26 protein-coding genes are annotated in these 26013 nt (G+C 59.3%); 15 read left to right on the top strand and 11 right to left on the bottom strand.

All coding sequences use genetic code 11. From position 1 onward, the window contains the following. Positions 1-207 precede the first annotated feature (207 nt). From HU765_RS13120 to trpE, 6 genes are all read left to right on the top strand, one after another. Positions 208-1455 carry an ABC transporter permease gene (locus HU765_RS13120; RefSeq protein ID WP_186620993.1) on the top strand — a complete coding sequence of 416 codons (1248 nt, stop codon included), beginning with the start codon at positions 208-210 and terminating at the stop codon, positions 1453-1455. Positions 1456-1467: 12 nt separating this feature from the next. Beyond that, entirely contained in the window at positions 1468-2292 is an 825-nt protein-coding gene (locus HU765_RS13115; RefSeq protein WP_186620992.1) for an ABC transporter permease, read from the top strand. 501 nt (positions 2293-2793) lie between these two features. Further along, positions 2794-3942, top strand: coding sequence for an iron-containing alcohol dehydrogenase (locus HU765_RS13110; protein ID WP_186620991.1), 1149 nt, complete (start codon positions 2794-2796; stop codon positions 3940-3942). Positions 3943-4056: 114 nt separating this feature from the next. Continuing rightward, on the top strand, positions 4057-4731 hold the full coding sequence (rpe, locus tag HU765_RS13105; protein ID WP_007918813.1) for a ribulose-phosphate 3-epimerase: 675 nt from the start codon (positions 4057-4059) through the stop codon (positions 4729-4731). Beyond that, complete coding sequence (locus HU765_RS13100) at positions 4728-5546, top strand: phosphoglycolate phosphatase (RefSeq protein ID WP_186550932.1); 819 nt, start codon at positions 4728-4730, stop codon at positions 5544-5546. The genes rpe and HU765_RS13100 overlap by 4 nt, the downstream gene beginning before the upstream one ends. Before the next feature lie 69 nt (positions 5547-5615). Beyond that, positions 5616-7097, top strand: a complete 1482-nt coding sequence (gene trpE / locus HU765_RS13095) for an anthranilate synthase component I (RefSeq protein ID WP_186620990.1) — start codon at positions 5616-5618, stop codon at positions 7095-7097. Positions 7098-7268: 171 nt separating this feature from the next. Here trpE and estP read toward each other — a convergent pair whose 3' ends face one another. Further along, the gene (gene estP, locus HU765_RS13090) at positions 7269-9176 is read right to left on the bottom strand and encodes an esterase EstP (protein WP_186620989.1); all 1908 of its coding nucleotides are present in this window, start codon (positions 9174-9176) and stop codon (positions 7269-7271) included. Between the two features lie 408 nt (positions 9177-9584). On the opposite strand from estP, the gene HU765_RS13085 reads away from it, so the two are divergent. The 4 genes from HU765_RS13085 (at position 9585) to HU765_RS13070 (ending at position 12896) form a co-directional block, all read left to right on the top strand. Next, positions 9585-10178, top strand: a complete 594-nt coding sequence (locus HU765_RS13085; RefSeq protein WP_186620987.1) for an aminodeoxychorismate/anthranilate synthase component II — start codon at positions 9585-9587, stop codon at positions 10176-10178. 9 nt (positions 10179-10187) lie between these two features. After that, on the top strand, positions 10188-11237 hold the full coding sequence (trpD, locus tag HU765_RS13080) for an anthranilate phosphoribosyltransferase (RefSeq protein WP_186620986.1): 1050 nt from the start codon (positions 10188-10190) through the stop codon (positions 11235-11237). Further along, positions 11234-12073, top strand: a complete 840-nt coding sequence (trpC, locus tag HU765_RS13075) for an indole-3-glycerol phosphate synthase TrpC (protein ID WP_186620985.1) — start codon at positions 11234-11236, stop codon at positions 12071-12073. Before trpD ends, trpC begins: the two co-directional genes overlap by 4 nt. Before the next feature lie 121 nt (positions 12074-12194). Continuing rightward, the gene (locus HU765_RS13070) at positions 12195-12896 is read left to right on the top strand and encodes a lipoate--protein ligase family protein (RefSeq protein ID WP_186550938.1); all 702 of its coding nucleotides are present in this window, start codon (positions 12195-12197) and stop codon (positions 12894-12896) included. Here the strand turns inward: HU765_RS13070 and crp are convergent. Further along, positions 12893-13537 (bottom strand): cAMP-activated global transcriptional regulator CRP, encoded by a 645-nt coding sequence (crp, locus tag HU765_RS13065; RefSeq protein ID WP_186550939.1) that lies wholly within the window; start codon positions 13535-13537, stop codon positions 12893-12895. The genes HU765_RS13070 and crp overlap by 4 nt on opposite strands. A gap of 236 nt (positions 13538-13773) precedes the next feature. Here crp and HU765_RS13060 point away from each other — a divergent pair, with 236 nt between their 5' ends. Both HU765_RS13060 and speD read left to right on the top strand, forming a co-directional pair. Beyond that, a complete protein-coding gene (locus HU765_RS13060; protein WP_186620984.1) occupies positions 13774-14196 on the top strand; it encodes an OsmC family protein in 423 nt (140 codons plus the stop codon). Positions 14197-14433: 237 nt separating this feature from the next. Beyond that, positions 14434-15228 (top strand): adenosylmethionine decarboxylase, encoded by a 795-nt coding sequence (speD, locus tag HU765_RS13055; protein ID WP_034155105.1) that lies wholly within the window; start codon positions 14434-14436, stop codon positions 15226-15228. A 117-nt stretch (positions 15229-15345) separates the two neighbouring features. Here the strand turns inward: speD and coq7 are convergent, their stop codons facing one another. The 6 genes from coq7 to hemJ all read right to left on the bottom strand — a co-directional run bounded on the left by coq7 (position 15346) and on the right by hemJ (position 19931). After that, positions 15346-15993, bottom strand: a complete 648-nt coding sequence (gene coq7 / locus HU765_RS13050; RefSeq protein ID WP_186550940.1) for a 2-polyprenyl-3-methyl-6-methoxy-1,4-benzoquinone monooxygenase — start codon at positions 15991-15993, stop codon at positions 15346-15348. Positions 15994-16204: 211 nt separating this feature from the next. Continuing rightward, positions 16205-16543, bottom strand: coding sequence for a histidine triad nucleotide-binding protein (locus tag HU765_RS13045; RefSeq protein WP_016772924.1), 339 nt, complete (start codon positions 16541-16543; stop codon positions 16205-16207). Positions 16544-16623: 80 nt separating this feature from the next. After that, positions 16624-17412: an SDR family oxidoreductase gene (locus HU765_RS13040; RefSeq protein ID WP_186620983.1), complete on the bottom strand. Its 789-nt coding sequence runs from the start codon at positions 17410-17412 to the stop codon at positions 16624-16626. 61 nt (positions 17413-17473) lie between these two features. Then, positions 17474-18424 (bottom strand): DUF805 domain-containing protein, encoded by a 951-nt coding sequence (locus tag HU765_RS13035; RefSeq protein ID WP_186620982.1) that lies wholly within the window; start codon positions 18422-18424, stop codon positions 17474-17476. A gap of 76 nt (positions 18425-18500) precedes the next feature. Next, a complete protein-coding gene (locus HU765_RS13030) occupies positions 18501-19469 on the bottom strand; it encodes a nitronate monooxygenase family protein (protein WP_186620981.1) in 969 nt (322 codons plus the stop codon). 33 nt (positions 19470-19502) lie between these two features. Further along, positions 19503-19931 carry a protoporphyrinogen oxidase HemJ gene (hemJ, locus tag HU765_RS13025; RefSeq protein WP_186620980.1) on the bottom strand — a complete coding sequence of 143 codons (429 nt, stop codon included), beginning with the start codon at positions 19929-19931 and terminating at the stop codon, positions 19503-19505. A gap of 134 nt (positions 19932-20065) precedes the next feature. On the opposite strand from hemJ, the gene argC reads away from it, so the two are divergent. Together argC and erpA are read left to right on the top strand one after the other, a co-directional pair. Then, entirely contained in the window at positions 20066-21100 is a 1035-nt protein-coding gene (gene argC / locus HU765_RS13020) for an N-acetyl-gamma-glutamyl-phosphate reductase (RefSeq protein ID WP_186620978.1), read from the top strand. 168 nt (positions 21101-21268) lie between these two features. Continuing rightward, entirely contained in the window at positions 21269-21619 is a 351-nt protein-coding gene (gene erpA, locus HU765_RS13015; protein ID WP_007918905.1) for an iron-sulfur cluster insertion protein ErpA, read from the top strand. Between the two features lie 69 nt (positions 21620-21688). Here erpA and HU765_RS13010 read toward each other — a convergent pair whose 3' ends face one another. Both HU765_RS13010 and HU765_RS13005 read right to left on the bottom strand, forming a co-directional pair. Next, entirely contained in the window at positions 21689-22780 is a 1092-nt protein-coding gene (locus HU765_RS13010) for an anhydro-N-acetylmuramic acid kinase (RefSeq protein WP_186620976.1), read from the bottom strand. A gap of 3 nt (positions 22781-22783) precedes the next feature. Continuing rightward, positions 22784-24220, bottom strand: coding sequence for a peptidoglycan DD-metalloendopeptidase family protein (locus tag HU765_RS13005; RefSeq protein WP_186620974.1), 1437 nt, complete (start codon positions 24218-24220; stop codon positions 22784-22786). A 213-nt stretch (positions 24221-24433) separates the two neighbouring features. On the opposite strand from HU765_RS13005, the gene tyrS reads away from it, so the two are divergent. Continuing rightward, the gene (gene tyrS / locus HU765_RS13000; RefSeq protein WP_186550948.1) at positions 24434-25633 is read left to right on the top strand and encodes a tyrosine--tRNA ligase; all 1200 of its coding nucleotides are present in this window, start codon (positions 24434-24436) and stop codon (positions 25631-25633) included. A gap of 122 nt (positions 25634-25755) precedes the next feature. Here the strand turns inward: tyrS and HU765_RS26820 are convergent. Beyond that, positions 25756-26013 (bottom strand): hypothetical protein (locus tag HU765_RS26820; RefSeq protein WP_238344700.1); only part of this gene is annotated, 258 nt, incomplete at its 5' end.

The raw sequence follows: 26013 nt of genomic DNA, 5'->3' as shown, positions 1-26013 counted from the left end.
TTATCCCCGTTGGGTTGCGAAGCAGCCCCAAAGCCATACCCGCTCGGTGGGTCAGATAAACCGCATTCTCAGGTTTTACGACTGCTGCGCAGCCGAACGGGGATAAATCCCCTCGCCACAAGGCTCGCTCCCACAGGTTGCTGTGTTTCAACTCAACAGAGGTGGCTTGCCACCTCTGTAACGATCAAAAGATTTGCGGAGTACGTCATGGCCATCGCCGTTCCCCTGAACGAGGGCGCCAGCCCCACCTTGAAGCAGAAGCTCAAGCACGCCGAGCGGGTCAACCGCTGGAAAGCGCAGGCGCTGATTGCGCCGCTGGTGCTGTTTCTGTTGCTGGTGTTTCTGGTGCCGATCGTGGCGCTGCTCTATAAAAGCGTCGGCAACCCGGAAGTGGTCGGCGGCATGCCGCGCACCGTTACGGCCATCGCGGGTTGGGACGGCCGCGGTCTGCCCGCCGAACCGGTGTACAAGGCTGCCAGCGAAGACCTCGCCGAAGCCCGCAAAAACCAGACGCTGGGCGATCTGTCCAAGCGCTTGAACATGGAGTTGGCCGGCTACCGCAGCCTGCTGACCAAAACCGCCCGGGCGCTGCCGTTTGCCAGCGAACCGGCCTCCTATAAAGAAGCGCTCGAAGCGCTGGACGAGCGTTGGGGCGATCCGGCTTATTGGCAAGCGGTGAAACGCAACACCAGCAGCATCACTCCGTATTACCTGCTGGCGGCGGTCGACCACCGAATCGATGACCTCGGCGAACTCGCCCCGGCGACCCCGGACCAGGCGATCTATCTCGACATCTTTGCCCGCACCTTCTGGATGGGGCTGGTCATCACCGTGATCTGCCTGTTGCTGGCTTATCCATTGGCGTACCTGCTGGCGAACCTGCCGTCGCGACAGAGCAACCTGTTGATGATTCTGGTGCTGCTGCCGTTCTGGACGTCGATTCTGGTACGCGTTGCCGCGTGGATCGTGCTGCTGCAATCCGGCGGGCTGATCAACAGCGCATTGCTGGCGATGGGCATCATTGATAAGCCGCTGGAGCTAGTGTTCAACCGTACCGGCGTGTACATCTCGATGGTGCACATCCTGTTGCCGTTCATGATTCTGCCGATCTACAGCGTGATGAAAGGCATCTCGCCAACCTACATGCGCGCGGCGATTTCCCTCGGCTGCCATCCGTTCGCCAGTTTCTGGCGGGTGTACTTCCCGCAGACCTACGCCGGCGTCGGCGCCGGGTGCCTGTTGGTGTTCATCCTCGCCATCGGCTACTACATCACCCCGGCGCTGCTCGGCAGCCCGAACGACCAAATGGTCAGCTACTTCGTCGCCTTCTACACCAACACCAGCATCAACTGGGGCATGGCCACCGCGCTGGGCGGTCTGCTCTTGCTGGCGACCGTGGTGCTTTATCTGATCTACAGCTGGCTGGTGGGCGCCAGTCGCCTGCGCCTGAGCTAAGGGGAATTTGCGATGCTGAGTCCTTACATGTCGCCCGTTGAACGGGTGTGGTTCTACAGCCTGCGGATCCTCTGCGGCCTGATCCTGTTGTTCCTGATTCTGCCGGTGCTGGTGATCGTGCCGCTGTCGTTCAACTCGGGAAGTTTTCTGGTCTACCCCCTGCAGGGTTTTTCGCTGCAGTGGTACCACGACTTCTTCGCCTCGGCCGAATGGATGCGCGCCCTGAAGAACAGCATCATCGTTGCTCCGGCCGCGACCGTGCTGGCGATGATTTTCGGCACCCTGGCGGCGATCGGCCTGACTCGCGGGGACTTCCCGGGCAAATCGCTGGTGATGGCGCTGGTGATTTCGCCGATGGTGGTACCGGTAGTGATCATCGGTGTGGCGAGTTATCTGTTCTTCGCGCCGCTGGGCCTTGGCAATAGTTTCTTCTCGCTAATCGTCGTGCACGCGGTGCTCGGCGTACCGTTTGTAATCATTACGGTATCAGCGACGTTGCAGGGGTTTAATCACAATCTGGTGCGAGCGGCTGCCAGCCTAGGGGCTTCGCCGCTGACCGCGTTTCGCCGGGTGACCTTGCCGCTGATCGCGCCGGGGGTGATTTCCGGGGCGCTGTTTGCCTTTGCCACTTCGTTTGATGAAGTGGTGGTGACGCTGTTTCTGGCAGGGCCAGAGCAGGCAACCTTGCCTCGGCAGATGTTCAGCGGGATTCGCGAGAACCTCAGTCCGACTATCGCCGCTGCCGCGACGTTGCTGATTGCCTTCTCGGTGATCTTGCTGCTGACCCTGGAATGGCTGCGTGGCCGAAGCGAGAAACTGCGTACCGCCCAGGTCTGACGCCGCACTCGGTCAAAAAATGTGGGAGGGGGCTTGCTCCCGAAAGCGGTGGGTCAGTCGAGATTGTTTCAACTGATCCACCGCTTTCGAGAGCAAGCCCCCTCCCACAAGGGATTTGTGTTGTATGCACAGTTCTTGGTCATTCACACCCTGAATAGCAGACAACCCCAAATCTCCAGCTAATCTTGTGCCCAACTCGCACATCTTCGGTGATCTTGCTGCTGACTTTGGAATGGCTGCGTGGCCGAAGCGAGAAACTGCGTACTGCGCAGGTCTGACGCCGCACTCGGTCAAAAAATGTGGGAGGGGGCTTGCCCCCGAAAGCGGTGGGTCAGTCGACATTGTTTCAACTGATCCACCGCTTTCGGGAGCAAGCCCCCTCCCACAAGGGATTTGTGTTGTATGCAAAGTTCTCGGTCATTCACACCCTGAATAGCAGACAACCCCAAATCCCCAGCTAATCTTGTGCCCAGCTCCCCTATCTATAAGAGGCTGCGCACCATGAGTCTGTCCCAGTTCAAAATCGCTCACAAACTGATCACCGGCGCCGCAGCCATCGAACAATTGGCGGCAGAACTTACCCGGCTGGACATCGACAACCCGCTGATCGTCACCGACGCCGCGCTGGTCAAGTCCGGCACCGTCGAGCTGGCGCTGGTACAACTGGGCGGGCGCGAGTACGAGATTTTCGACCGTGTGCTGCCCGACCCGGAGATTGCCATCGTCGAAGACTGCATGCGCGCCTACCGCGAAGGCGGGCATGACGGTTTGATCGGCCTCGGTGGCGGCAGCGCCATCGACATCGCCAAAAGTGTCGCCGCGTACGCCGGTTACCACGGCGCACTTGAGGACCTGTTCGGTGTCGATCAGGTGCCGCGCAAAGGCCCGCCGCTGATCGCCATCCCGACCACCGCCGGCACCGGCTCGGAGGTGACCAACGTCGCGATTCTTTCGGACAAGGTCGCGCAACTGAAGAAAGGCATCGTCAGCGATTTCCTGCTGCCGGATGTCGCACTGGTCAGCCCGCAAATGACCCTGACCTGTCCGCGCAGCGTTACCGCGGCCAGTGGCGTCGATGCGCTGGTGCACGCCATCGAATCCTATCTGTCGGTGAATGCCTCGCCGATCACCGATTCCCTCGCCATCGGCGCGATCAAACTGATTGCCAGCGCCTTGCCCAAGGCCTACGCCAACGGCGCCAACCTGCAAGCGCGCGAAGACATGGCCACCGCCAGCCTGATGGCCGGCATGGCGTTCGGCAACGCCGGGGTGGGGGCAGTGCATGCGCTGGCCTATCCGCTGGGCGGGCGTTTCAACATTGCCCACGGCGTCAGTAACGCCTTGTTGCTGCCCTATGTCATGACCTGGAACAAAATGGCCTGCGTCGAACGCATGCAGGATATTGCCGAAGCCATGGGCGTGAAGACCGCTCATCTGAGCGCGAACGAGGCGGCGGACAAAGCCGTGCAGGCGATGACGGAACTGTGCGCGGCGGTGGAAATTCCCGCCGGGCTGCGCAGTTTCGGCGTGCCGGAAGAGGCGATCCCGGCGATGGCCGTGGAAGCCGCCGGGATCGAGCGCCTGATGCGCAACAATCCGCGCAAGCTCAGCGCCGTCGACATCGAGAAGATCTACCGCGCGGCCTACTGAGGCACAGTCGCTGAGGACTCATGGCACAACCCAATCATCGCGGTCACGGTGCGTGCGCACAAACTTGAGGTATACAATGCGCGCCATCGTGATTTAGCTCAGCACAGGTGCGTCATGCAGCCCTTCGTAATTGCTCCGTCGATCCTCTCCGCCGACTTCGCCCGCCTCGGCGAGGAAGTGGACAACGTTCTCGCCGCCGGCGCCGACTTCGTCCATTTCGACGTCATGGACAACCACTACGTGCCGAACCTGACCATCGGCCCGATGGTCTGCGCCGCACTGCGCAAGTACGGCGTCACCGCGCCGATCGACGCGCACCTGATGGTCAGCCCGGTGGATCGCATCGTTGGCGATTTCATCGAGGCCGGCGCGACGTACATCACCTTTCACCCGGAAGCCACGCTGCACGTCGACCGCTCGCTGCAACTGATCCGTGAAGGTGGCTGCAAGTCCGGCCTGGTGTTCAACCCGGCGACCCCGCTGGACGTGCTCAAGTACGTGATCGACAAGGTCGACATGGTTTTGCTGATGAGCGTCAACCCAGGCTTCGGCGGGCAGAAGTTCATTCCCGGCACCCTCGACAAACTGCGTGAAGCGCGGGCGATCATCGACGCTTCGGGCCGTGACATCCGCCTGGAAATCGACGGCGGCGTCAACGTCAACAACATCCGCGAAATCGCTGCCGCTGGCGCTGACACCTTTGTCGCCGGTTCGGCCATTTTCAACGCGCCAAACTATCAGGAAGTCATCGACAAGATGCGTTCCGAACTGGCACTGGCGCGGCCATGAGCGGTTTTGAGCAGTTGTTCCCAGGGCAGCTGCCACGGTTGGTGATGTTCGATCTGGATGGCACCCTGATCGATTCTGTTCCCGATCTGGCGGTGGCGGTGGATCGCATGCTGCTCACCCTCGGCCGCCCGCCTGCGGGCATCGCGGCGGTGCGCGAATGGGTTGGCAATGGCGCACCGGTGCTGGTGCGTCGCGCGCTGGCCGGTGGCATCGATCACACGGCGGTGGATGACACCGAGGCCGAGCGTGCGCTGGAGATTTTCATGGAGGCCTACGGCGCCAGCCATGAGCTGACCGTGGTGTATCCCGGTGTGCGCGACACCCTCAAGTGGCTGCACAAACAAGGCGTGGCCATGGCGTTGATCACCAACAAGCCGGAGCGTTTCGTCGCGCCGCTGCTGGATCAGATGAAAATCGGCCGTTACTTCAAGTGGATCATCGGCGGCGACACCCTGCCGCAGAAGAAACCTGACCCGGCCGCGCTGTTCTTCGTGATGAAAATGGCCAACATTCCGGCCTCGCAATCCTTGTTCGTCGGTGACTCGCGCAGTGACGTGCTGGCGGCGAAAGCGGCGGGGGTCAAGTGTGTGGCACTGAGTTACGGCTATAACCATGGCCGGCCAATTGCCGAGGAATCGCCGGCACTGGTGATCGACGATCTGCGCAAACTAATTCCCGGTTGCCTCGTCACGGCCGCTGAGATAACGTTGCCCGACGCTGCTCAACCCCCTTCTGGAAACGCCATCGTGGTGGTCACCCGCAAACTCTGGATGAAAGTCATCAAGGCCCTGGCCCGCTGGCGTTGGCGCGCCTGACTGATTCTGGCCGGCCTGCCGGCGCGTTTGCCTGACTGACTGATTGCACCTCACACCACGAGGCACCTTATGATCCGCGAAGAATTCCTGCGTCTGGCCGCTGACGGCTACAACCGCATCCCGCTGGCCTGCGAAACCCTGGCCGACTTCGACACGCCGCTGTCGATCTACCTGAAACTGGCCGACCAACCCAACTCCTACCTGCTCGAATCGGTGCAGGGCGGCGAAAAGTGGGGCCGTTACTCGATCATCGGTTTGCCGTGCCGCACCGTGCTGCGGGTCCACGACCATCACGTGAGCATCACCGTTGATGGCGTCGAGACCGAAAGTCACGATGTCGATGATCCGCTGGCCTTTGTCGAAACCTTCAAGGCGCGCTACAACGTGCCGACCATCGCCGGTCTGCCGCGCTTCAATGGTGGTCTGGTCGGCTACTTCGGTTACGACTGCGTGCGGTATGTCGAGAAGCGCCTGGGCAAGTGCCCGAACCCGGATCCGCTGGGCGTTCCGGATATTCTGCTCATGGTGTCCGACGCGGTCGTGGTGTTCGACAACCTCGCCGGCAAGATGCACGCAATCGTCCTCGCCGACCCGGCCCAGGCCGATGCCTTCGAGCAGGGCCAGGCGCAACTGCAGACGCTGTTGGAAAAACTGCGCCAGCCGATCACCCCGCGTCGTGGCCTGGATTTCAGCAAGCAGCAGTCGGCCGATCCGGTGTTTCGTTCGAGTTTTACTCAAGACGATTACGAAAAAGCCGTCGACACCATCAAGGAATACATCCTTGCCGGTGACTGCATGCAGGTGGTGCCGTCGCAGCGCATGTCGATCGATTTCAAGGCTGCGCCGATCGATCTGTACCGTGCCCTGCGTTGCTTCAACCCGACGCCATACATGTACTTCTTCAACTTCGGCGACTTCCACGTCGTCGGCAGTTCGCCGGAAGTGCTGGTGCGGGTCGAGGACAACCTGATCACCGTGCGCCCGATTGCCGGTACGCGCCCGCGTGGCGCCACCGAAGAAGCCGATGTGGCGCTGGAACAAGACTTGCTGTCGGACGACAAAGAGATCGCCGAGCATTTGATGCTGATCGACCTGGGCCGCAACGACACTGGGCGCGTCTCGGAAATCGGCTCGGTGAAACTCACCGAGAAGATGGTCATCGAGCGTTATTCCAACGTGATGCACATCGTCTCCAACGTCACCGGCCAGTTGAAGGCCGGCCTGACTGCGATGGACGCGCTGCGGGCGATTCTGCCGGCGGGCACTTTGTCCGGCGCGCCGAAGATTCGCGCAATGGAAATCATCGACGAACTCGAGCCGGTCAAGCGTGGCGTGTATGGCGGCGCAGTCGGTTATTTCGCCTGGAACGGCAACATGGACACCGCCATTGCCATTCGCACGGCGGTGATCAAGAACGGTGAGTTGCACGTGCAGGCCGGCGGCGGCATCGTCGCCGACTCGGTGCCGGCGCTGGAATGGGAAGAAACCCTGAACAAGCGCCGCGCGATGTTCCGCGCCGTGGCCCTTGCCGAACAAACCCCGCAAGCCTGAGCCAACACAAAACCCTTGTAGGAGTGAGCCTGCTCGCGATTGCGGACTAATATTCAACATATTCGTTGACTGACCCACCGCAATCGCGAGCAGGCTCACTCCTACATTTGGATTGTGTCGGGGCAAAAAAAAGCGGCGCCTGTGAGGGCGCCGCTTTTTTGCGTCTGCAACTCAGAAATCCAGCACAACCCCGACATTCAAGCCCTGCTGCTTGAAGTCATCGTCCTTGCGCAGCGTATAACCAGCGCGCAACGCCAGATCCGTCGTCAGCTTGTGACTGACTCCCAGGCTCAAGCGGTTCAGGTGGCTCGCCGGTGTGTAGCCTTCAAGCGTGAAGTCATTGGCCGGCAAAGTGTTAAGCGCGATGTTGACCTTCTGCACGTCATCTTCGTACTCCCGCTCATGCGCGTATTCGCCGTACACCTGGGTTTGCGCGGTGAAGTTGTACTTGCCCTGAATACCCAGGCCCAGGCGTTTCGAATCGCGACTCTGGTCATCGAAGCTCAGCGCGGTGGCGCGATTGCTCTTTTCCGAGTAACCGTCGACATCGACGCTGGCGTAGTCGGCGCTGACGAACGGCGACAGGTGCCATTCGCTGCCCGGCTGGGCAATGTCATAACCGATACGGGTGCTGAACGCCCACAGGCTGCCGTCGGTATCGCCTTTCTCCGCACCCTCGCTGGCGCCGAGGTCAAACTTGCGCTTGAGGTTGTCGTAGTCGAGTTTGCCGCCGGTCAGTGCGGCATCAGCCCACCAGCGATTCTGCTGGAACTGGGCGAATGCGGTGCCCATGTAGCTGTTGAGTTTGTAGTCAGAGTCGTTGTGTCCAGCCTCCAGGTTCTGCCGGTAGAAACCTGCTGCCACGCCCACACGCCAGGCATCGTTGAGGCGATAGCTGCCGCCGACGTTGAGGTTATAACCGCTGCCATCGGCGCTGGCGCCGCTGCTTTGGCTGTCGACATCCAGGTGCTGGCCGCCTGCAGAGACAAGGGCGCGCCATTGGCCGACCGCTTGCCAGTTCTCCCAGTCCGCCTGCCACTGGTTACGCAATTCATCCTGATGTGCACGCACGGTGCCGTGGGCCATTTCCGTCAGCAGGCTCAATTCCCACGGTGCTGCCAGCAAGGAATAAGCGTAGTCGGCGATCAGTTTCTGCCCGGACTCGGTTGGGTGCACGCCGTCGTTGTAGATCAACTTGGTCGGATCCGGCGTGGCACTGTTGATCCCGTAACGGGCGTTTTCGGGGCAGCCGTTGCCGCTGAAACAGGTCGCGGTAAGGTTCTGGTCAGTGGCCAGGCCAAAGCGTCCCGGATCGGCAAAAGCCTCCGAGAGCAGCGCCGGAATATTCAACGGTATGATTTCCGCGTCAATGCCTCGCAGACGCGTCACCAACTGGCTGTTGAACTGGTTGGCGAGGGTACTGCTGAAGGCCTGCAGCGGCGTGCCGTTCAGGGCCGGGGTCAAGCCAACGTCGGGCAGCAGCCAGACCATCACGTATTTGGCGCCGGCGGTTTGCAGGGTTTGCACGCTGTCAGCCAGGCGATCGGCAGCGGCACTGGCCTGGGGCAGACTGAGGACACGGCCTTGCAGGAAGTCGTTGCCGCCGCCGGAAATGTAATAGAGGGCATTCGGGTCGGCACGCAAACCGTTCGACGGCAAGTAGCCGGCGCGGGTACGTTCGCCCGTGGCCGATTGCGTGGTGATCGAGTCGAGAATCTGGTCGGTGCGATAACCGCCGACCGCCCAGTTGCTGCCGTCGACCTGACCGTTGTCGGCGCGCACGGCTGAACTTGACGACGCTGTCTGATCCGCCGTGAAGCCCAGGCGGCCGCCCAGCAGTTGGGTGGAATTCAACGAATACAGTTCGCCGCTGCCATCCTGATACAGCGGCCCGGTGCGGTTGGTGTAACGCTCGGTGGCGCCTGCCGGCCCGCCGCTGTCGGCGAACGTCCCGGCGTCATTGAGGCTGTCGCCAAACACAATGAAATTCGAATAGGGGTTGGGCGCCGCATTCGCCTGGGCGCAGGCCAGCGCGAGCAGGCAGCCGGCCATGGGTGCAAACAACGTCTTTTTATTCATGAGCAAGTCCGTTTATTTATTGTTGTAGGTGAACGAAACGACAGTACCAAAAACTTCCGGCCTTTTGCCATCGATCGCCAATCCCTGTCTGGTTTTATCCCTTGCAGCCAAGGTCATATTGCACGCTCTGCCCAGCTAAGTTACTGTGCCGGAACGTATGAACGAGACCTTCCCCGTGTTGATCACCAGCAAACTTCTGGATCAAGTCATCAAGGCACACGCCCGCTGGCGTTGGCGCGCCTGAATCTTTTCCGCCGGCCCCGCCGGATCTGTATCGCTTTGCCTTCCTTGTCTGTTTGAAATGCCGCTGTGTCGCCGTCTGTTCCGGCGTCCGACATCGTGCAGCGCCCTGCGGGCAAGTCATCTGAAGGCTGTCTCCAAGTCAGAATTCAAGAGGTTCGAAACGCCATGTTGCTGATGATCGACAACTACGACTCCTTTACTTACAACGTTGTGCAATACCTCGGCGAGCTGGGGGCCGAGGTCAAAGTCGTGCGCAACGATGAATTGACGATTGCTCAGATCGAAGCGCTCAACCCTGAGCGCATCGTGGTGTCCCCCGGTCCTTGCACGCCGACCGAAGCCGGCGTCTCCATCGACGCGATCAAATACTTCGCCGGCAAACTGCCGATCCTCGGCGTCTGCCTGGGCCATCAGTCGATCGGCCAGGCCTTTGGTGGCGATGTCGTACGCGCGCGTCAAGTGATGCACGGTAAGACTAGCCCGGTATTCCACGAGGACAAGGGCGTTTTTGCCGGCCTCAATCATCCGCTGACCGTCACCCGCTACCACTCGCTGATCGTCAAGCACCAGACTTTGCCCGATTGCCTGGAGCTGACCGCGTGGACGCAACACGACGACGGCTCGGTCGATGAGATCATGGGCCTGCGTCACAAAACCCTGAACATCGAGGGCGTACAGTTTCATCCCGAGTCGATCCTCACCGAGCAGGGCCATGAACTGTTTGCCAATTTCCTCAAACAAACCGGCGGCACGCGCTAAGGACTTTCCATGAATATCAAGACAGCCCTGAGCCGTATCGTCGATCACCTCGACCTCAGCACCGATGAAATGCGCGACGTGATGCGCGAAATCATGACTGGCCAATGCAGCGACGCGCAGATCGGCGCGTTCATGATGGCCATGCGCATGAAGAGCGAGAGCATCGACGAAATCGTCGGCGCCGTGTCGGTGATGCGCGAGCTGGCCGATCAGGTCGAGTTGAAAACCCTCGATGGCGTGGTCGACGTGGTCGGCACCGGCGGCGACGGCGCGAACATCTTCAACGTCTCGACCGCTTCCTCTTTTGTTGTCGCTGCGGCCGGTTGCACCGTGGCCAAGCACGGCAACCGCGCAGTCTCCGGCAAGAGCGGCAGTGCCGACCTGCTGGAAGCCGCCGGCATCTACCTGAACCTGACCCCGGTTCAGGTTGCGCGTTGTATCGACAACGTCGGCATCGGTTTCATGTTCGCCCAGACCCATCACAAAGCCATGAAGTACGCCGCCGGCCCGCGCCGCGACCTGGGCCTGCGGACACTGTTCAATATGCTTGGCCCGCTTACGAATCCGGCCGGTGTGAAACATCAGGTGGTGGGTGTGTTCACCCAGGCGCTGTGCCGGCCATTGGCCGAAGTCTTGCAGCGATTGGGCAGCAAACATGTGCTGGTGGTGCATTCGAAGGACGGGCTGGACGAGTTCAGCCTCGCCGCGCCGACCTTCGTCGCCGAGCTGAAGAACAATGAAATCAGCGAATATTGGGTCGAGCCGGAAGATCTGGGCATGAAAAGCCAGAGCCTGCACGGCCTGTCGGTCGAAGGCCCGGAAGCGTCGCTGGCGCTGATCCGCGATGCGCTGGGCAAGCGCAAGACCGAAAACGGCCAGAAAGCGGCCGAGATGATTGTGCTTAACGCCGGTGCCGCGCTGTATGCCGCCGACGTGGCGAACAGTTTGAAACAGGGCGTAGAGCTTGCGCACGATGCCCTGCACACCGGCCTCGCTCGGGAAAAACTCGAGGAGCTGGGTGCCTTTACCGCGGTATTCAAAGTGGAGAATGAGGGATGAGCGTACCGACGGTTCTGGAGAAGATCCTTGCGCGCAAAGTCGAGGAAGTTGCCGAGCGCAGTGCCCGTGTAAGCCTCAGTGAGCTGGAAAACCTGGCCCGGGCGGCCGATGCGCCCCGTGGTTTTGCTCAAGCGTTGCTGGCGCAGGCGAAGAAAAAACAGCCTGCGGTGATTGCCGAAATCAAAAAGGCCTCACCGAGCAAAGGCGTGATCCGCGAGGATTTCGTACCCGCCGACCTCGCCAAAAGCTACGAGAAGGGCGGGGCGACCTGCCTGTCCGTGCTGACCGATGTCGATTACTTCCAGGGCGCCGATGCTTACCTGCAACAGGCCCGTGCCGCCTGCAAACTGCCGGTCATCCGCAAGGATTTCATGATCGATCCGTACCAGATCGTTGAAGCCCGAGCCTTGGGCGCCGATTGCGTGCTGTTGATCGTCTCCGCACTCGACGATGTGAAAATGGCCGAGCTGGCAGCCGTGGCCAAAGGCGTCGGTCTCGATGTGCTGGTGGAAGTGCACGACGGCGACGAACTTGAGCGCGCGTTGAAAACCCTCGACACGCCGCTGGTCGGGGTTAACAACCGTAATCTGCACACCTTCGATGTCAGCCTGGAGACCACCCTCGACCTGCTGCCGCGAATTCCGCGGGATCGATTGGTAATCACCGAAAGCGGCATTCTCAATCGCGCCGATGTCGAGTTGATGGAAATCAGCGACGTCTACGCGTTCCTGGTCGGCGAAGCGTTCATGCGCGCAGAGAACCCAGGCATTGAATTGCAGCGCCTGTTCTTCCCGGAACGTGGCGGTCCGGTGATAAGCGGTTCGACCCTCGACTGATTCGACGCCATCGCGAGCAGGCTCACTCCTACATTTGAAACGCGTTCCCCCTGTAGGAGTGAGCCTGCTCGCGATGGGGCCCTCGAATCCGCTAAAGAGACTCGACTTGCCGGAGCTCACCATGTCGCTGCCAACCCCCCTGACCATCGAATCCGGCCTGCAAGCCGAACAAGACTTGTTGGCCTCGATCTGCGCCGGCGACGCCGAATTCGGCCTGCTGTTCTGGCAACCCACCGATCGCGCGCTGGTCATGCCGCGCCGCCTCAATCGCCTCCCTGAATTCGACCACGCCTGCGAAGTCTCCGCCGCCGCCGGTTGGCCGGTACTGCTGCGCGAAACCGGCGGTGAGCCGGTGCCGCAGTCCGCTTCAACGATCAATATTGCCTTGGTGTATGCGCCGCCGCGCAGCGAAGGCGACTTGAATCGCATCGAAACCGGCTACCGCCGTCTCTGCGATCCGATCTGTCAGTTACTGGATGAATTGGGCGGCACCTCGTCGGTGGGCGAAGTCGACGGCGCCTTTTGCGACGGTCGTTTCAACGTCAATCTGGACGGGCGCAAGATGGTCGGCACCGCCCAGCGCTGGCGCCAGAGTCAGGGCGGTCAGCGTCCGGTCGGGCTGGTGCACGGTGCGATGTTGATCGATGACGAGCGCCAGGCATTGGTCGCAGCGGTCAATCGCTTCAATGAGGCCTGCGGTCTGGAGCAGCGGGTGAGGGCTGAAAGCCACATCGCCCTGCATGAGAAATTCAACGCGCCACAGGCCTTGGCGCGTCTGGATGAATTGTTTCGCTTGATGCTGGCGCGGATCTACAGCGCTTAGCGTGTCCCGTAGACCACCATGGTCTTGCCTTTCACGTCGACCAGGTTGCGTTCCTCAAGATCCTTGAGCACGCGACCGACCATCTCTCGCGAACAACCGACGATCCGGCCGATTTCCTGACGGGTCACTTTGATCTGCATGCCGTCCGGGTGAGTCATGGCGTCCGGCTGTTTGCACAGTTCCAGCAGGCAGCGAGCGACTCGACCGGTGACGTCGAAGAACGCCAGATCGCCGACCTTGCGCGTGGTGTTGCGCAGGCGCTGTGCGATTTGTCCGCTGAGGACGTAAAGAATGTCCGGATCCTGCTGCGACAGTTCGCGGAACTTGGTGTAACTGATTTCCGCCGTTTCGCATTCGACCTTGGCCCGTACCCAGGCACTGCGTTGTTGTTCCTGGCCCGCCTGTTCGAACAGGCCCAGCTCACCGAAGAAATCACCGGCGTTCAGGTACGCAATGATCATTTCGCGGCCATCGTCGTCTTCGATCAGGATGGTGACCGAGCCCTTGATAATGAAGTACAGCGTATCGGAGCGGTCACCGGCACAGATAATGTTGCTCTTGGCCGCATGGCGACGGCGCTGGCAATGCATCAACAGCTTGTCGAGATTCTTGATTTTGGATGTGGGGGTAATAGCAACCATGGTTGTATCCCGAAAAAACTGCACGGTGATGTTTGATTTTTTTATGAGGCGCCGTAGGCGGTCGTGACGCTGACTGACAGGCGCGCCAGCGAATTGGCGCCAGCTTACCAGACACTTCGTCGGAAATTCGAGAAATTACCTACAGCTTAGAGGTAGCGGTCCTAGGACGTCGGTCGCTGTCAGGCCAAACCGCTGTGCTAAGCTGGCGACCCTTTTTTTACAGTGGAGTCTGGGCGATGAAGGCACGCATCCAATGGGCTGGCGAAGCCATGTTCCTCGGCGAATCCGGTAGCGGTCATGTCGTGGTGATGGATGGTCCGCCGGACGCCGGTGGCCGTAACCTTGGGGTTCGCCCGATGGAAATGTTGCTGCTGGGCGTCGGCGGTTGCAGCAACTTCGACGTGGTCAGCATTCTGAAGAAGTCCCGCCAAGCCGTTGAAAGCTGTGAAGCCTTCCTCGAAGCCGAGCGTGCGACTGAAGATCCGAAGGTGTTTACCAGGATCCACATGCACTTCGTGGTCAAGGGCCGTGGTCTGAAAGAGGCTCAGGTCAAACGCGCCATCGAGCTGTCCGCCGAGAAGTATTGCTCGGCCTCGATCATGCTCGGCGCGGCTGGCGTGGCGATTACCCACGACTACGAAATCGTCGAACTCGGTTGATCCGACATTCAACTATCATAAAAGCAGTGCAGACTCTGGCGATCCCCCGCTGACGTCTGCATAATGCGCCACTTTTTTCAGGGCAGTGATCGGTCAGCCGACGGGTCATTCGCCTGAACAGATAACCAAAATCGCCATCGCGAAGAGGTGTTAACCGTCCTACGCAGGTGCGTTGTTCGCATTTGACGGGCATGCTTGATCACGCGGCCGCGCCGCATACATAGAGAGTTTTTAACGGTGAAAAGCAAACTCAAGCTCCACGGGTTCAATAACCTGACAAAGACCTTGAGCTTCAACATCTATGACATCTGCTACGCGGAAACCCCGCAAGACCAGCAGGCCTACGTCGAGTACATCAATCAAGAGTACAACGCGAAACGCCTGACGCAGATTCTCACAGAAGTTGTCGAGATCATTGGTGCCAACATCCTGAACATCGCCAGTCAGGACTATGAACCCCAGGGCGCCAGCGTCACGATTCTGATTTCGGAAGAGCCGGTAACCCCGACCGAAAGCCAGATCGAAGAATCGCCGGGCCCGTTGCCCGAAATTATCCTGGCCCACCTCGACAAGAGCCACATCACGGTGCACACCTACCCGGAAATCCATCCGGACGACGGTATCGCTACCTTCCGTGTGGATATCGACGTGTCGACCTGTGGTGTCATTTCACCGCTCAAGGCGCTCAACTTCCTCATTCACCAGTTCGATTCGGACATCGTGACCGTGGATTACCGTGTGCGCGGCTTTACCCGTGACGTTGAAGGCAACAAGCACTTCATCGACCACGAGATCAACTCGATCCAGAACTACCTGTCCGAAGACACCCGCGACGCGTACCAGATGACCGACGTGAACGTGTACCAGGAAAACCTGTTCCACACCAAAATGCTGCTGAAGAACTTCGAACTGGATAACTACCTGTTCGGCGACGCCACCAGCAATCTGTCCTCTGAGCAGCGTGCTCAGGTGACTGATCGTGTGAAACACGAAATGCTCGAAATCTTCTACGCGCGCAACATGCCGACTTAAGATTCCAGGCACAAAAAAGGCGACTCCCTCACGGCAGTCGCCTTTTTTATTGCTCGAACACAGCCCCCTGTAGGCGCGAGCCTGCTCGCGAAGAGGCCATTTACAGCAATCGAGATCTCAGATCCGATAAGTACTCTTGGTCATCACCTTCGCCAACAAACTCATCCCGAATTTCACCGGCGCCGGAAAACGAAAACCGCCTGCGTCCAGCGCACTTTCCGCATGATGTTCTTCATCGATGCGCATCTGCTCCAGAATCGCCCGGGACTTCTCATCCTCGGCGGGCAATTGCTCCAGATGTTCATTCAGGTGCTTGCACACCTGATGCTCGGTCGCCGCGACAAAACCCAGACTGACCTTGTCGCTGATCAATCCGGCCACGGCGCCAATCCCGAACGACATGCCGTAAAAAAGCGGATTCAGGACACTGGTATGGCTGCCCAACTGATGGATGCGCTGTTCGCACCAGACCAGATGATCGATTTCTTCTTCGGCCGCATGTTCCATGGCCTCGCGCACCTGAGGCAGCTTGGCGGTCAGCGCCTGTCCCTGGTACAGCGCCTGGGCACAGACTTCACCGGTATGGTTGATGCGCATCAGGCCAGCGACGTGACGGGTGTCTTCATCGCTCATCGGCGTGTCCGGCTGCAGGATGGCGGGCGACGGGCGGTACGGCTGGCCGCTGAAGGGCAACAGGGTGCGCATCGCGGCATCGGCTTGCAGCAGAAGACGGTCAATGGGCGAGTAGTGACGTTGGGTAGTCATGCTGACCTCCGGGGAAATATCTCGGTGGCCAGTTTAACCGAATCGGCCGACGAGGGTTTGCGTTGGGTCATTGGTCGCGCAGCGCTGGATCGCACTGTGGGTCTATTGGTGGGAGCGAGCCTGCTCGCGAAAGCAGAGTCACTGGTACCCATCTGCTGAGCCTGCCGAAGCCTTCGCGAGCAGGCTCGCTCCCACCGTCGGTTGCCGTGAATCAGCCCGGTGGCCAGTTCATCTGGCGCTGACCCAGCACGTGCATATGGATGTGATAGACCGTTTGCCCGCCGAGTTCATTGCAGTTCATCACCACGCGAAAGCCTTCCTCGCAGCCCAGCTCCAGCGCGAGACGCTGCGCCGTGAACAGGATGTGCCCGGCCAATGCCTTGTCGTCCTCGGTCAGGTCATTAAGCGTACGCACCGGCTTCTTCGGGATCACCAGGAAATGCACCGGTGCCTGCGGGGCAATATCGTGGAAGGCCAGAACCTGGTCGTCCTCGTAAATGATGTTGGCCGGGATTTCCCGATTGATGATCTTGGTGAACAGAGTATCCACTGCTGTTTTCTCCGTTGTTTGGACTGGCTTGAGTGTACCCACGGGAGATCAACCCTCCCAGTGTTTTGCTGTAGGGCGATTCAGCGCGGGCAGTAAGACTTGTTAGCCATGCCGGCGAGGGTCCGATTGAGCCAGCGCGAGCCGAATCGCGAGACGAAGGCGACCCAACGATTGCGTCGACCCGGGATAATGATTGCGCGATTTTTGTCGAGGGCGCGTACGGTATACAGCGCGACTTCTTCGGGACTCATCAGGTTGTGGCTGTCGTTGAGTTTGTCGCTGTCCATTTGCGCCGTGCGGAAAAAGGCTGTGCGTGTCGGGCCAGGGCACAGCACCGAGACCTTGACCGCACATTTTTTCAGCTCGATCCGCAGGGCTTCGGAAAAGTGCAGCACATAGGCCTTGCTGGCGTGATAGGTGCTCATCCACGGCCCCGGATTGAACGCCGCCATCGAGGCGACATTGAGAATCTGCCCGCCGCCTTGCAGTGCCATGCTGTTGCCGATGGCATGGCACAGGCGGGTGAGGGCGAGAATGTTCACTTCGATCAGATCCTGCTCGGTCATCCAGTCCTGCGCCAGAAAAGGTCCGCAGGTGCCGATACCGGCACAATTGACCAACAGATCGATCTGCCGGTCGCCTTCCTCCAGTTCCAGCAGGAACCCGGACAAACGCAAGGGCTCGCCCAGATCGCAGGCGCGAAACAGTACCTCGACGTCGAAGCGCTGGGTCAGTTCGATGGCAATACTTTCCAGCTGATCACGCTGTCGTGCCACCAGTATCAGGCTGCGGCCACGCCGGGCCAGCGCTTCGGCCATGGCCAGGCCGATGCCGCTGGAAGCGCCAGTGATCAGAGCGTAACGGGTCATGCAATTCTCCATCGCAACAGCTCCGCGCCGGCGACGCGGGTGTCACGGCGGGGAGCGCTGTTCATTCTTTCGCAGAGTCTACAGGGGCCTGCGCCGCTTCGGCTGCATCGTCGGCGGAATTCACCGGCGGTTCGACTTCGATCTCGATTTCATCAGTGCTCACCGCGCCACTGTCATAGCTGCTTTCCAGGCTGCTTTCGTATTCCTCCTGAACGGCCGAGAAGCCACCGAGTATTCCGCCGGCAAAGATCAGTGCGAAAAATACAATCCACAACGAACACAGCACTTTTACCGCCGTGCTGTTGGGTGGAGGTGGCGGGCCATAGCGGTTGGCGCCGGTATTGCCCGGGACGACCATGATGACCAGAGGAAAGAAGCTGCCCACGAACGGCACCAGGTTCAACAGCCAGAGCCAGCCCGACCAGCCGATATCGTGCAGACGTTGGACGCTGAACAGAATGCTGACGATCAGGAAGCCGATAAACAGGAAGCACGCGAGAATCGCGCCGACAATCAGCCCGGTGGTCGAGTCGCCGCTGACCAGCCCGAGGGCCAGCAGGGCGAACACGCCGACGATGGGCAAGGTCACCAGGCTCAGGACCATGGTCCAGGCAAGAAAGCGCAGGCGTCCGATCCGGCCTTCGACACTCAATGGCTTGAGCGTCGCGAATTCAGGAAGGCGTTCACCGACGCTGGCGCGCGGTGGTGCATAAGGTGAGTCCGGTTCGGCCACGGCGGCGGTGTTTTCGTGAACATCCGCCAGGTTCAGTTCAATGGCTGTTTGCGTTTCGATCCGCGCATCGATCCCGGTTTTGCTCAGCGCTTGCAGATAGGTCTGGGCGTCGCTGTGGGACAGGTCACGCTTGAGGGCGACCGTACGGCCATTGAACAGGCGCTCGATGGCGGTGACATCGGTTTTGAACAGATCGGCCAGATTGAGCTTGGCGGTAGCGAGGTCGACACCGGGCTGTAAAGCTCCGTCGAATACGATCTTGTAGCGGGGTTCGCTCATGGCCGGGGCATCCTTGTCGCGAGTAGATTCAAAGGGAGTCAGTGTCAGGCCGATCCAGGCAATCGGCCTGGCAGGGTTAACGTGGCCAGCGTTGCGGCAATTGCGCTGCGCGTTTCTGCGCCTGGCGGTACTCGGCATCAAGGCGAGCGATCAATTGATCCACGCTTGGCAGATCACTTATCTGCCCGACGCCTTGGCCAGCCGACCATACGGTCTTCCAGGCTTTGGCTTCGTCGTTGATCGGTTTGAGCTTGTCGCCGAAATTCACTTCGCCCTTGCCTTGCAGCGCGGCCATGTCGAACCCGGCGGCCTCCAGGCTCTGGCGCATGAAGCTGGCCGGAACCCCTGACACCGCCGGAGTATGAATGATGTCCGCCGCCTTGGCTGTCAGCAGCATTTCTTTATAGGCGTCAGGCGCATGGCTTTCGAGGGTGCCGATAAATCGTGTACCGAAGTAGGCCAAATCTGCGCCGAGCAGTTGCGCGGCAAGAATCTCGTGGCCGTGGTTCAAGCATCCGGCAAGCAATAAGGTCTTGTCGAAGAATTCGCGGATTTCGGCAATCAGTGCGAACGGGCTCCAGGTGCCGGCATGACCGCCAGCGCCGGCGGCGACCGCGATCAAACCATCGACACCGGCCTCGGCGGCTTTCTCGGCGTGCCGGCGCGTGGTTACATCGTGGAACACCAGGCCACCGTAGCTATGAACTGCATCGACCAGCTCTTTCACCGCACCGAGGCTGGTAATCACGATCGGTACACGGTGCTCGACGCAGATCTCCAGATCCGCCTGCAAGCGTGGGTTGCTGTTGTGCACGATCAGGTTCACGGCGTAAGGGGCCGGATTGTCCAGCGTCGCCAGCCCCGCCTCGATCTGTTCCAGCCATGCCTTGAAACCGCTGCTTTCGCGTTGGTTCAGCGCCGGAAAGCTGCCGACCACGCCGTTACGGCAGCAGGCGAGCACCAGCTCGGGATTGGAAATCAGGAACATCGGCGCGGCCACCACAGGCAAACGCAGACGTTGTTCGAGCAGAGCGGGCAGCGACATGATGGACACCCCAGAGATCTGTACGTATTGAAGTTAGAACGGCTTGACCACGACCAGAATTACGATAGCCAGCAATAGCAGAACCGGCACTTCATTGAACCAGCGATAAAAGACATGGCTGCGGGTGTTCTCGCCACGGGCGAAACGTTTTACCTGTGCGCCACACATGTGGTGGTAGCCGATCAGCAAGACGACGAGAGTCAGCTTGGCGTGAATCCAGCCGCCCTGGCTGAAAATGCTCGGGTTCAGGTAGATCAGCCAGCCACCGAAGATCAGCGTGGCGATCATCGCCGGCCCCATGATCCCGCGATACAGTTTGCGCTCCATGATGCTGAAGCGTTCCTTACTGATCGAGTCTTCGCTTTGTGCGTGGTAAACGAACAGTCGCGGCAGGTAGAACAGCCCTGCAAACCAGCATACGACGCTGACGATATGAAACGCTTTGAGCCATAGATAGAGCATTTTTGGTTATTCCCTCATTCACGGTAGCCAGATAGTAGAGGCTTGAGCGTCCGCGCGTCACCTTGACGGTTGTCGCAGCCGCGCGCGGCCCCTATTATCGACGGCTTTCCAGTGGGTTCGTTGAGGGCAGGTTTATGGTCAAGGTCGGTATTGTCGGCGGCACGGGTTACACCGGTGTCGAACTGCTGCGTCTGTTGGCACAACATCCGCAGGCAGAGGTAGTGGTCATCACTTCCCGATCCGAGGCCGGTCTGGCCGTGGCTGACATGTACCCGAACCTGCGTGGCCACTATGACGGTCTGGCCTTCAGCGTGCCGGACATCAAGACCCTGGGCGCTTGCGATGTGGTGTTCTTCGCTACACCGCATGGCGTCGCTCATGCTTTGGCCGGCGAACTGTTGGCAGCAGGCACCAAGGTGATCGACCTGTCAGCCGATTTCCGCCTGCAAGACGCCGAAGAGTGGGCCAAGTGGTACGGCCAGCCGCATGGCGCGCCGGAGCTGCTGGATGAAGCTGTTTATGGTCTGCCGGAAGTCAATCGCGAACAGATTCGCCAAGCGCGCCTGATCGCTGTTCCGGGTTGCTACCCAACCGCTACGCAATTGGGCTTCCTGCCTTTGCTCGAAGCCGGTCTGGCGGATACTTCGCGTCTGATCGCCGACTGCAAATCCGGCGTCAGCGGTGCCGGTCGCGGTGCGGCTGTGGGCTCGTTGTACTCCGAGACGTCGGAAAGCATGAAGGCCTACGCGGTGAAGGGTCACCGTCACCTGCCGGAAATTCGCCAGGGCTTGCGTCGTGCGGCGGGCAAGGACGTAGGGCTGACCTTCGTGCCACACCTGACGCCAATGATTCGAGGCATTCACTCCACGCTCTACGCAACCGTCACCGATCGTTCGGTGGACCTGCAGGTGCTGTTTGAAAAACGTTATGCCAACGAACCGTTCGTCGACGTAATGCCAGCGGGCAGCCACCCGGAAACCCGGAGTGTGCGTGGCGCCAACGTCTGCCGTATTGCCGTGCATCGGCCGCAGGATGGCGATCTGGTAGTGGTGCTTTCGGTGATCGACAATCTGGTCAAGGGCGCCTCGGGGCAGGCGGTGCAGAACATGAACATTCTGTTCGGGCTGGACGAGCGCTTTGGTCTGTCCCACGCCGGGATGCTTCCTTAGAAGCAGCAACGAGCTTCAAGCCACAAGCTACAAGAGATCAGTCGCAAGCTTGAAGCTCACCGCTTGAAGCTTGCCGCTGCTTTTCTAATAGTTGACCAATTTTCTAGGACAAGCGGATAATGCGCGTCATCACGCATTATGGCGGCGTAACGCCGGGAGATAGTCAGCATGAGCGTCGAATCCTTCACCCCCACGGCTTTGCAATTCACTCAAGGTGCTGCGCACAAGGTGAAGAGCCTGGTCGATGAAGAGGGGAATGATCGCTTGAAGCTGCGCGTATTCGTTACGGGCGGCGGTTGTTCAGGGTTTCAGTACGGTTTTACCTTCGATGAAGACGTGGCCGATGACGACACTATCGTCGAACGAGAAGGCGTAAGTCTGGTGGTCGACCCGATGAGCTTCCAGTACCTGGCCGGTGCTGAAGTGGATTATCAGGAAGGCCTGGAAGGTTCGCGCTTCGTGATCAAGAACCCGAACGCCACCACTACGTGTGGTTGCGGATCTTCCTTCTCGATCTGAACGCATTCCACTGCAGATAACAAAACGCCGCAGAGCCTTACGGTTCTGCGGCGTTTTTGTGTCTGGCGATTATGCCGGGTAGATGGCGCCGAGTACGCGCAGGCCGCGAGCGCCGGTGACGCTTGGTCGATTAGCGGCAATGCCTTCGAGGCAGCAACGGGCGAGCCAGGCAAAGGCCATGGCTTCGACCCAGTCAGGATCAACGCCGTGGGTGGCCGTGCTGGCGACTTTGGTATTGGGCAGTAGCTGCCCCAGACGCGTCATCAGTGTGGCGTTATGCGCGCCGCCGCCACAGACCAGCAGTTCCTGAGTGTCCGATTGAGCACTCTGCAGCGACTCGACGATGGTCAGCGCAGTCAGCTCGAGCAGCGTGGCTTGCACGTCTTCGGCCGAAAACATCGGCAGGCGCGAGAGATGGCGTTCCAGCCAAGGCAGATTGAAGACTTCACGGCCAGTACTCTTCGGGCCCGTGGTAACGAAGAACGGGTCGCTGAGCAGTGCCTTTAGCAGGATTGGCTGAGCGGTGCCTGTCGCAGCCCATTGCCCGTCCCGGTCATAATTTTCGCCGCGGTTCTGGTGAATCCAGGCATCCATCAGAACATTTCCCGGGCCGCAGTCGAAACCGGCTACAGGTTTGTTCGGCTCAATCAGGCTGAGATTGCTGAAACCGCCGACATTCAAGACTGCCTGGTTGCCGGTACGCTCTTCAAACAAGGCTTCATGAAAGGCTGGGACCAGAGGGGCGCCTTGACCGCCCGCCGCGACATCGCGGCTGCGAAAGTCGCTGACAACGGTAATGCCGGTCAACTCTGTCAGCAGGGCCGGATTGCCGATCTGCACGGTGAAACCGCGCGCCGGCTCATGGCGAATGGTCTGGCCGTGACTGCCGATAGCGCGGATAGCTTCGGGTTGGAGCTGTTGCTGAGCGAGGAGGGAATGAATACCTGAAGCGGCGAGCTCGACCCAGTGTTGCTGGGCAATAGCCGAGCGGGCGATCTCGTCGGAGCCGCTCGCGCACAAGCCAAGCAGCTCGGCGCGCAGGGAATCGGGCATTGGCAGGTAATGAGTGGCGATCAGTTTGATCGCCGAGGTCTGCTCGATCAGGGCAATGTCCAGCCCGTCGAGACTGGTTCCGGACATCACGCCGATATACAGGGCCATGGCTTAGCGCTTGCTCGAAGCCAGCATGGTGGCCTTCTCTTGGTCCATGCGCGCCATCAACGGCTGGCTCTGCGCCAGGAAGCGCGCTCGTTCCGACTTGGCGATTGGATCGGCCATCGGCAGCTTCTGGCCCAGCGGATCGACGTGAACGCCGTTGACCTGGAACTCGTAATGCAGATGCGGGCCGGTGGACAGGCCCGTAGTACCGATGTAGCCAATGACTTGACCTTGCTTGACGGTACCGCCGGTTTTCACGCCTTTGGCGAAACCCTGCATGTGGCCGTAGAGCGTGCGATAAGTGTTGCCGTGCTGAATGATCACAGTGTTGCCGTAACCACCACGACGGCCGGCCAACAGCACTTTTCCGTCACCGGCAGCCTTGATCGGCGTGCCTCGTGGCGCTGCGTAATCGACGCCTTTGTGGGCGCGGATCTTGTTCAGGATCGGGTGTTTGCGGCCCATGGAGAACTTCGAGCTGATGCGGGCGAAGTCAACCGGCGTACGGATGAAGGCCTTGCGCATGCTGTTGCCATCGGCAGTGTAATAGCTGCTGTTGCCTTGTTTGTTGGTATAGCGAACGGCGGTGTAGGTCTTGCCGCGGTTGGTGAAGCGAGCGGACAGAATCGGGCCGGTGCCGACTGCTTTGCCGTTGATGACTTTCTGCTCGTAGATCACATCGAATTCGTCGCCCTGACGAATGTCTTGAGCGAAGTCGACGTCGTAGCCGAAGACGCTGGCCATATCCATCGTCAGGCTGTGAGAGAGGCCGGCGCGCGCAGCGGACTGCGACAGCGAGCTGTTGATAACGCCGTGGACGTAAGCAGTGCGAACAGTTGGCTTGGCGGTCACACGGTTGAACGAATAACCCTTGTCGTTCTTGGTCAGGGTGATGGTTTCAACGTCGCTGACTTTGCTGTGCAGGCTGGTCAACTGGCCTTCAGGGCTCAGTTCGAATTCGAGTTTCTGACCGCGTTTGAGCTGGCTGAATTGCTTGGCCTGCTTATCGCTTGCCAGCACTTCATGGACGGACGCCGCTGGCAGGCCGACCTTTTCAAACAGGGTGGACAGCGTATCGCCTTTGGAAACGACTACTTCGCGATGGCCTGGCTCTTTCGGCTTTTCTGCAAGCGCAGCAGGTGCCGGCGCGGTTTCAGCGGTTTGCGCGGCGTTTTCGTCGCTGTTTTCGTCGCTGTTTTCGATTTGTGCGAACGGTGACGTTGCGGGTTCGTTTGTGGCTTGGGCTGCGTCGGCAGCGTCTTGGTCTTGTGTCAGTTGTTCAGCAGGACTTTCCAGCTCAAGACTCAGAGTCGTCTTTTTGGCTTCGACATCGCTAGAGGGAAATACCAGCAGCGCCAGGCTGAGAAGGGCGGCGATTCCACTTGCGGCAAGCAGGTGGGTCTTCGGGTAAAGCGGAGGCGCTTTAGACGGTTCTGTGGTCATAGGTAATTTTGACTTTGAAAAAAGAATGAATTGGAAAAGATGAATGACATGATGAAGATGAAATAACTGTATAAAATATAACCAAATCATCTCTGAAGCAAGTCTACAGACCTCCTGTCAGTGGATTGGTGTCCGCGCGCCGGGCAAAACTTGTAATTGGTGCGCGATCTTGTATGGTTGGGTCCCTTTGAGTCTGAGCCTTGCGGGTCTGTTATGAAGTCGGTTGAAGAGCAGCTAGCGCTGATTAAACGTGGTGCGGAAGAACTATTGGTCGAGTCCGAGCTGATCGAGAAGCTCAAGCGCGGCCAGCCGCTGCGTATCAAGGCTGGTTTCGATCCAACCGCACCGGATCTGCACCTGGGGCATACCGTGCTTATTAATAAGCTGCGCCAGTTCCAGGACTTGGGGCATCAGGTGATCTTCCTTATAGGTGACTTCACCGGGATGATCGGTGATCCCAGTGGCAAAAGCGCCACGCGTCCTCCGTTGACTCGCGAGCAGGTGCTCGAAAACGCCGAGACCTACAAGACCCAGGTGTTCAAGATTCTTGATCCGGCGAAAACCGAAGTTGCGTTCAATTCGACCTGGATGGACCAGATGGGGCCGGCGGACTTCATTCGCCTGACTTCGCAGTACACCGTCGCGCGCATGCTGGAGCGCGATGACTTCGACAAGCGTTACACCACAAATCAGCCCATCGCTATCCATGAGTTCCTCTATCCGCTGGTGCAGGGTTATGACTCGGTCGCTCTGCGTGCGGATGTCGAGTTGGGTGGTACCGATCAGAAATTCAATCTGCTGATGGGGCGTGAGCTTCAGCGTGGTTATGGTCAAGAGGCTCAATGCATTCTGACCATGCCGTTGCTTGAAGGGTTGGATGGCGTCAAGAAGATGTCCAAATCCCTGGGTAACTACGTCGGTATTCAGGAAGCTCCGGGCGTCATGTACAGTAAGCTGGTTTCGATTCCGGATGCGCTGATGTGGCGTTACTTCGAATTGCTCAGCTTCCGCTCGATGGATGAAATCAATGCGTTCCGGGCTGACGTTGAGGCGGGTGCCAATCCCCGTGACATCAAAATCAAGCTGGCTGAAGAGATCGTTGCCCGTTTCCATGGTGAGGAGGCTGCGGCTAACGCTCACCGTGGTGCGGGTAATCGGATGAAGGATGGCGAGCTGCCGGATGACTTGCCAGAGATCGAGCTGGCTTCGACTGAAGATATGCCGATTGCGGCTGTCCTTAATAAAGCAGGCCTGGTGAAGAACTCGGCAGCGGCGCGTGATCTGCTGGCTGCGGGTGGTGTGCGTGTTGATGGTGAAGTGGTTGATCGCTCCTTTATATATGTACTGGGTGCGACTCATGTTTGCCAGGCTGGCAAGAAGGCTTTTGCCCGTATCACGTTGAAATCCGAATAAAGTTGAAAATAGGGGTTGACGGCGAATTTTAGAAGTCTATAATTCGCCCCACTTCCGGCGCAGTCGAAACGGAAAACTCCTTGAGATTCAAAGAGTTATGCGGTTTTCGACAGCGGCTTGCTTCAGATCATCGAAGGCTGGAAGGAGTTGGAATCGCAGTGATGTATGGCGCTTTCAACGGTTCGATCTTCTCGGTCGAAAGCGGAGAAAAAGAGGTGTTGACAGCAGCGAGTAACGCTGTAGAATGCGCCTCCCGCTAACGAGAGATCGGAAGCGCAAGTGGTTGAAGTTGTTGAAGAATTTTTCGAAAACTTCTGAAAATAATCACTTGACAGCAAATGAGGCTGCTGTAGAATGCGCGCCTCGGTTGAGACGAAAGA

It is taken from the genome of Pseudomonas sp. SWRI81 (genome assembly GCF_014268545.1).
Lineage (GTDB): Bacteria > Pseudomonadota > Gammaproteobacteria > Pseudomonadales > Pseudomonadaceae > Aquipseudomonas > Aquipseudomonas hamedanensis.
This window is presented reverse-complemented; position numbering and strand designations above follow the sequence as displayed.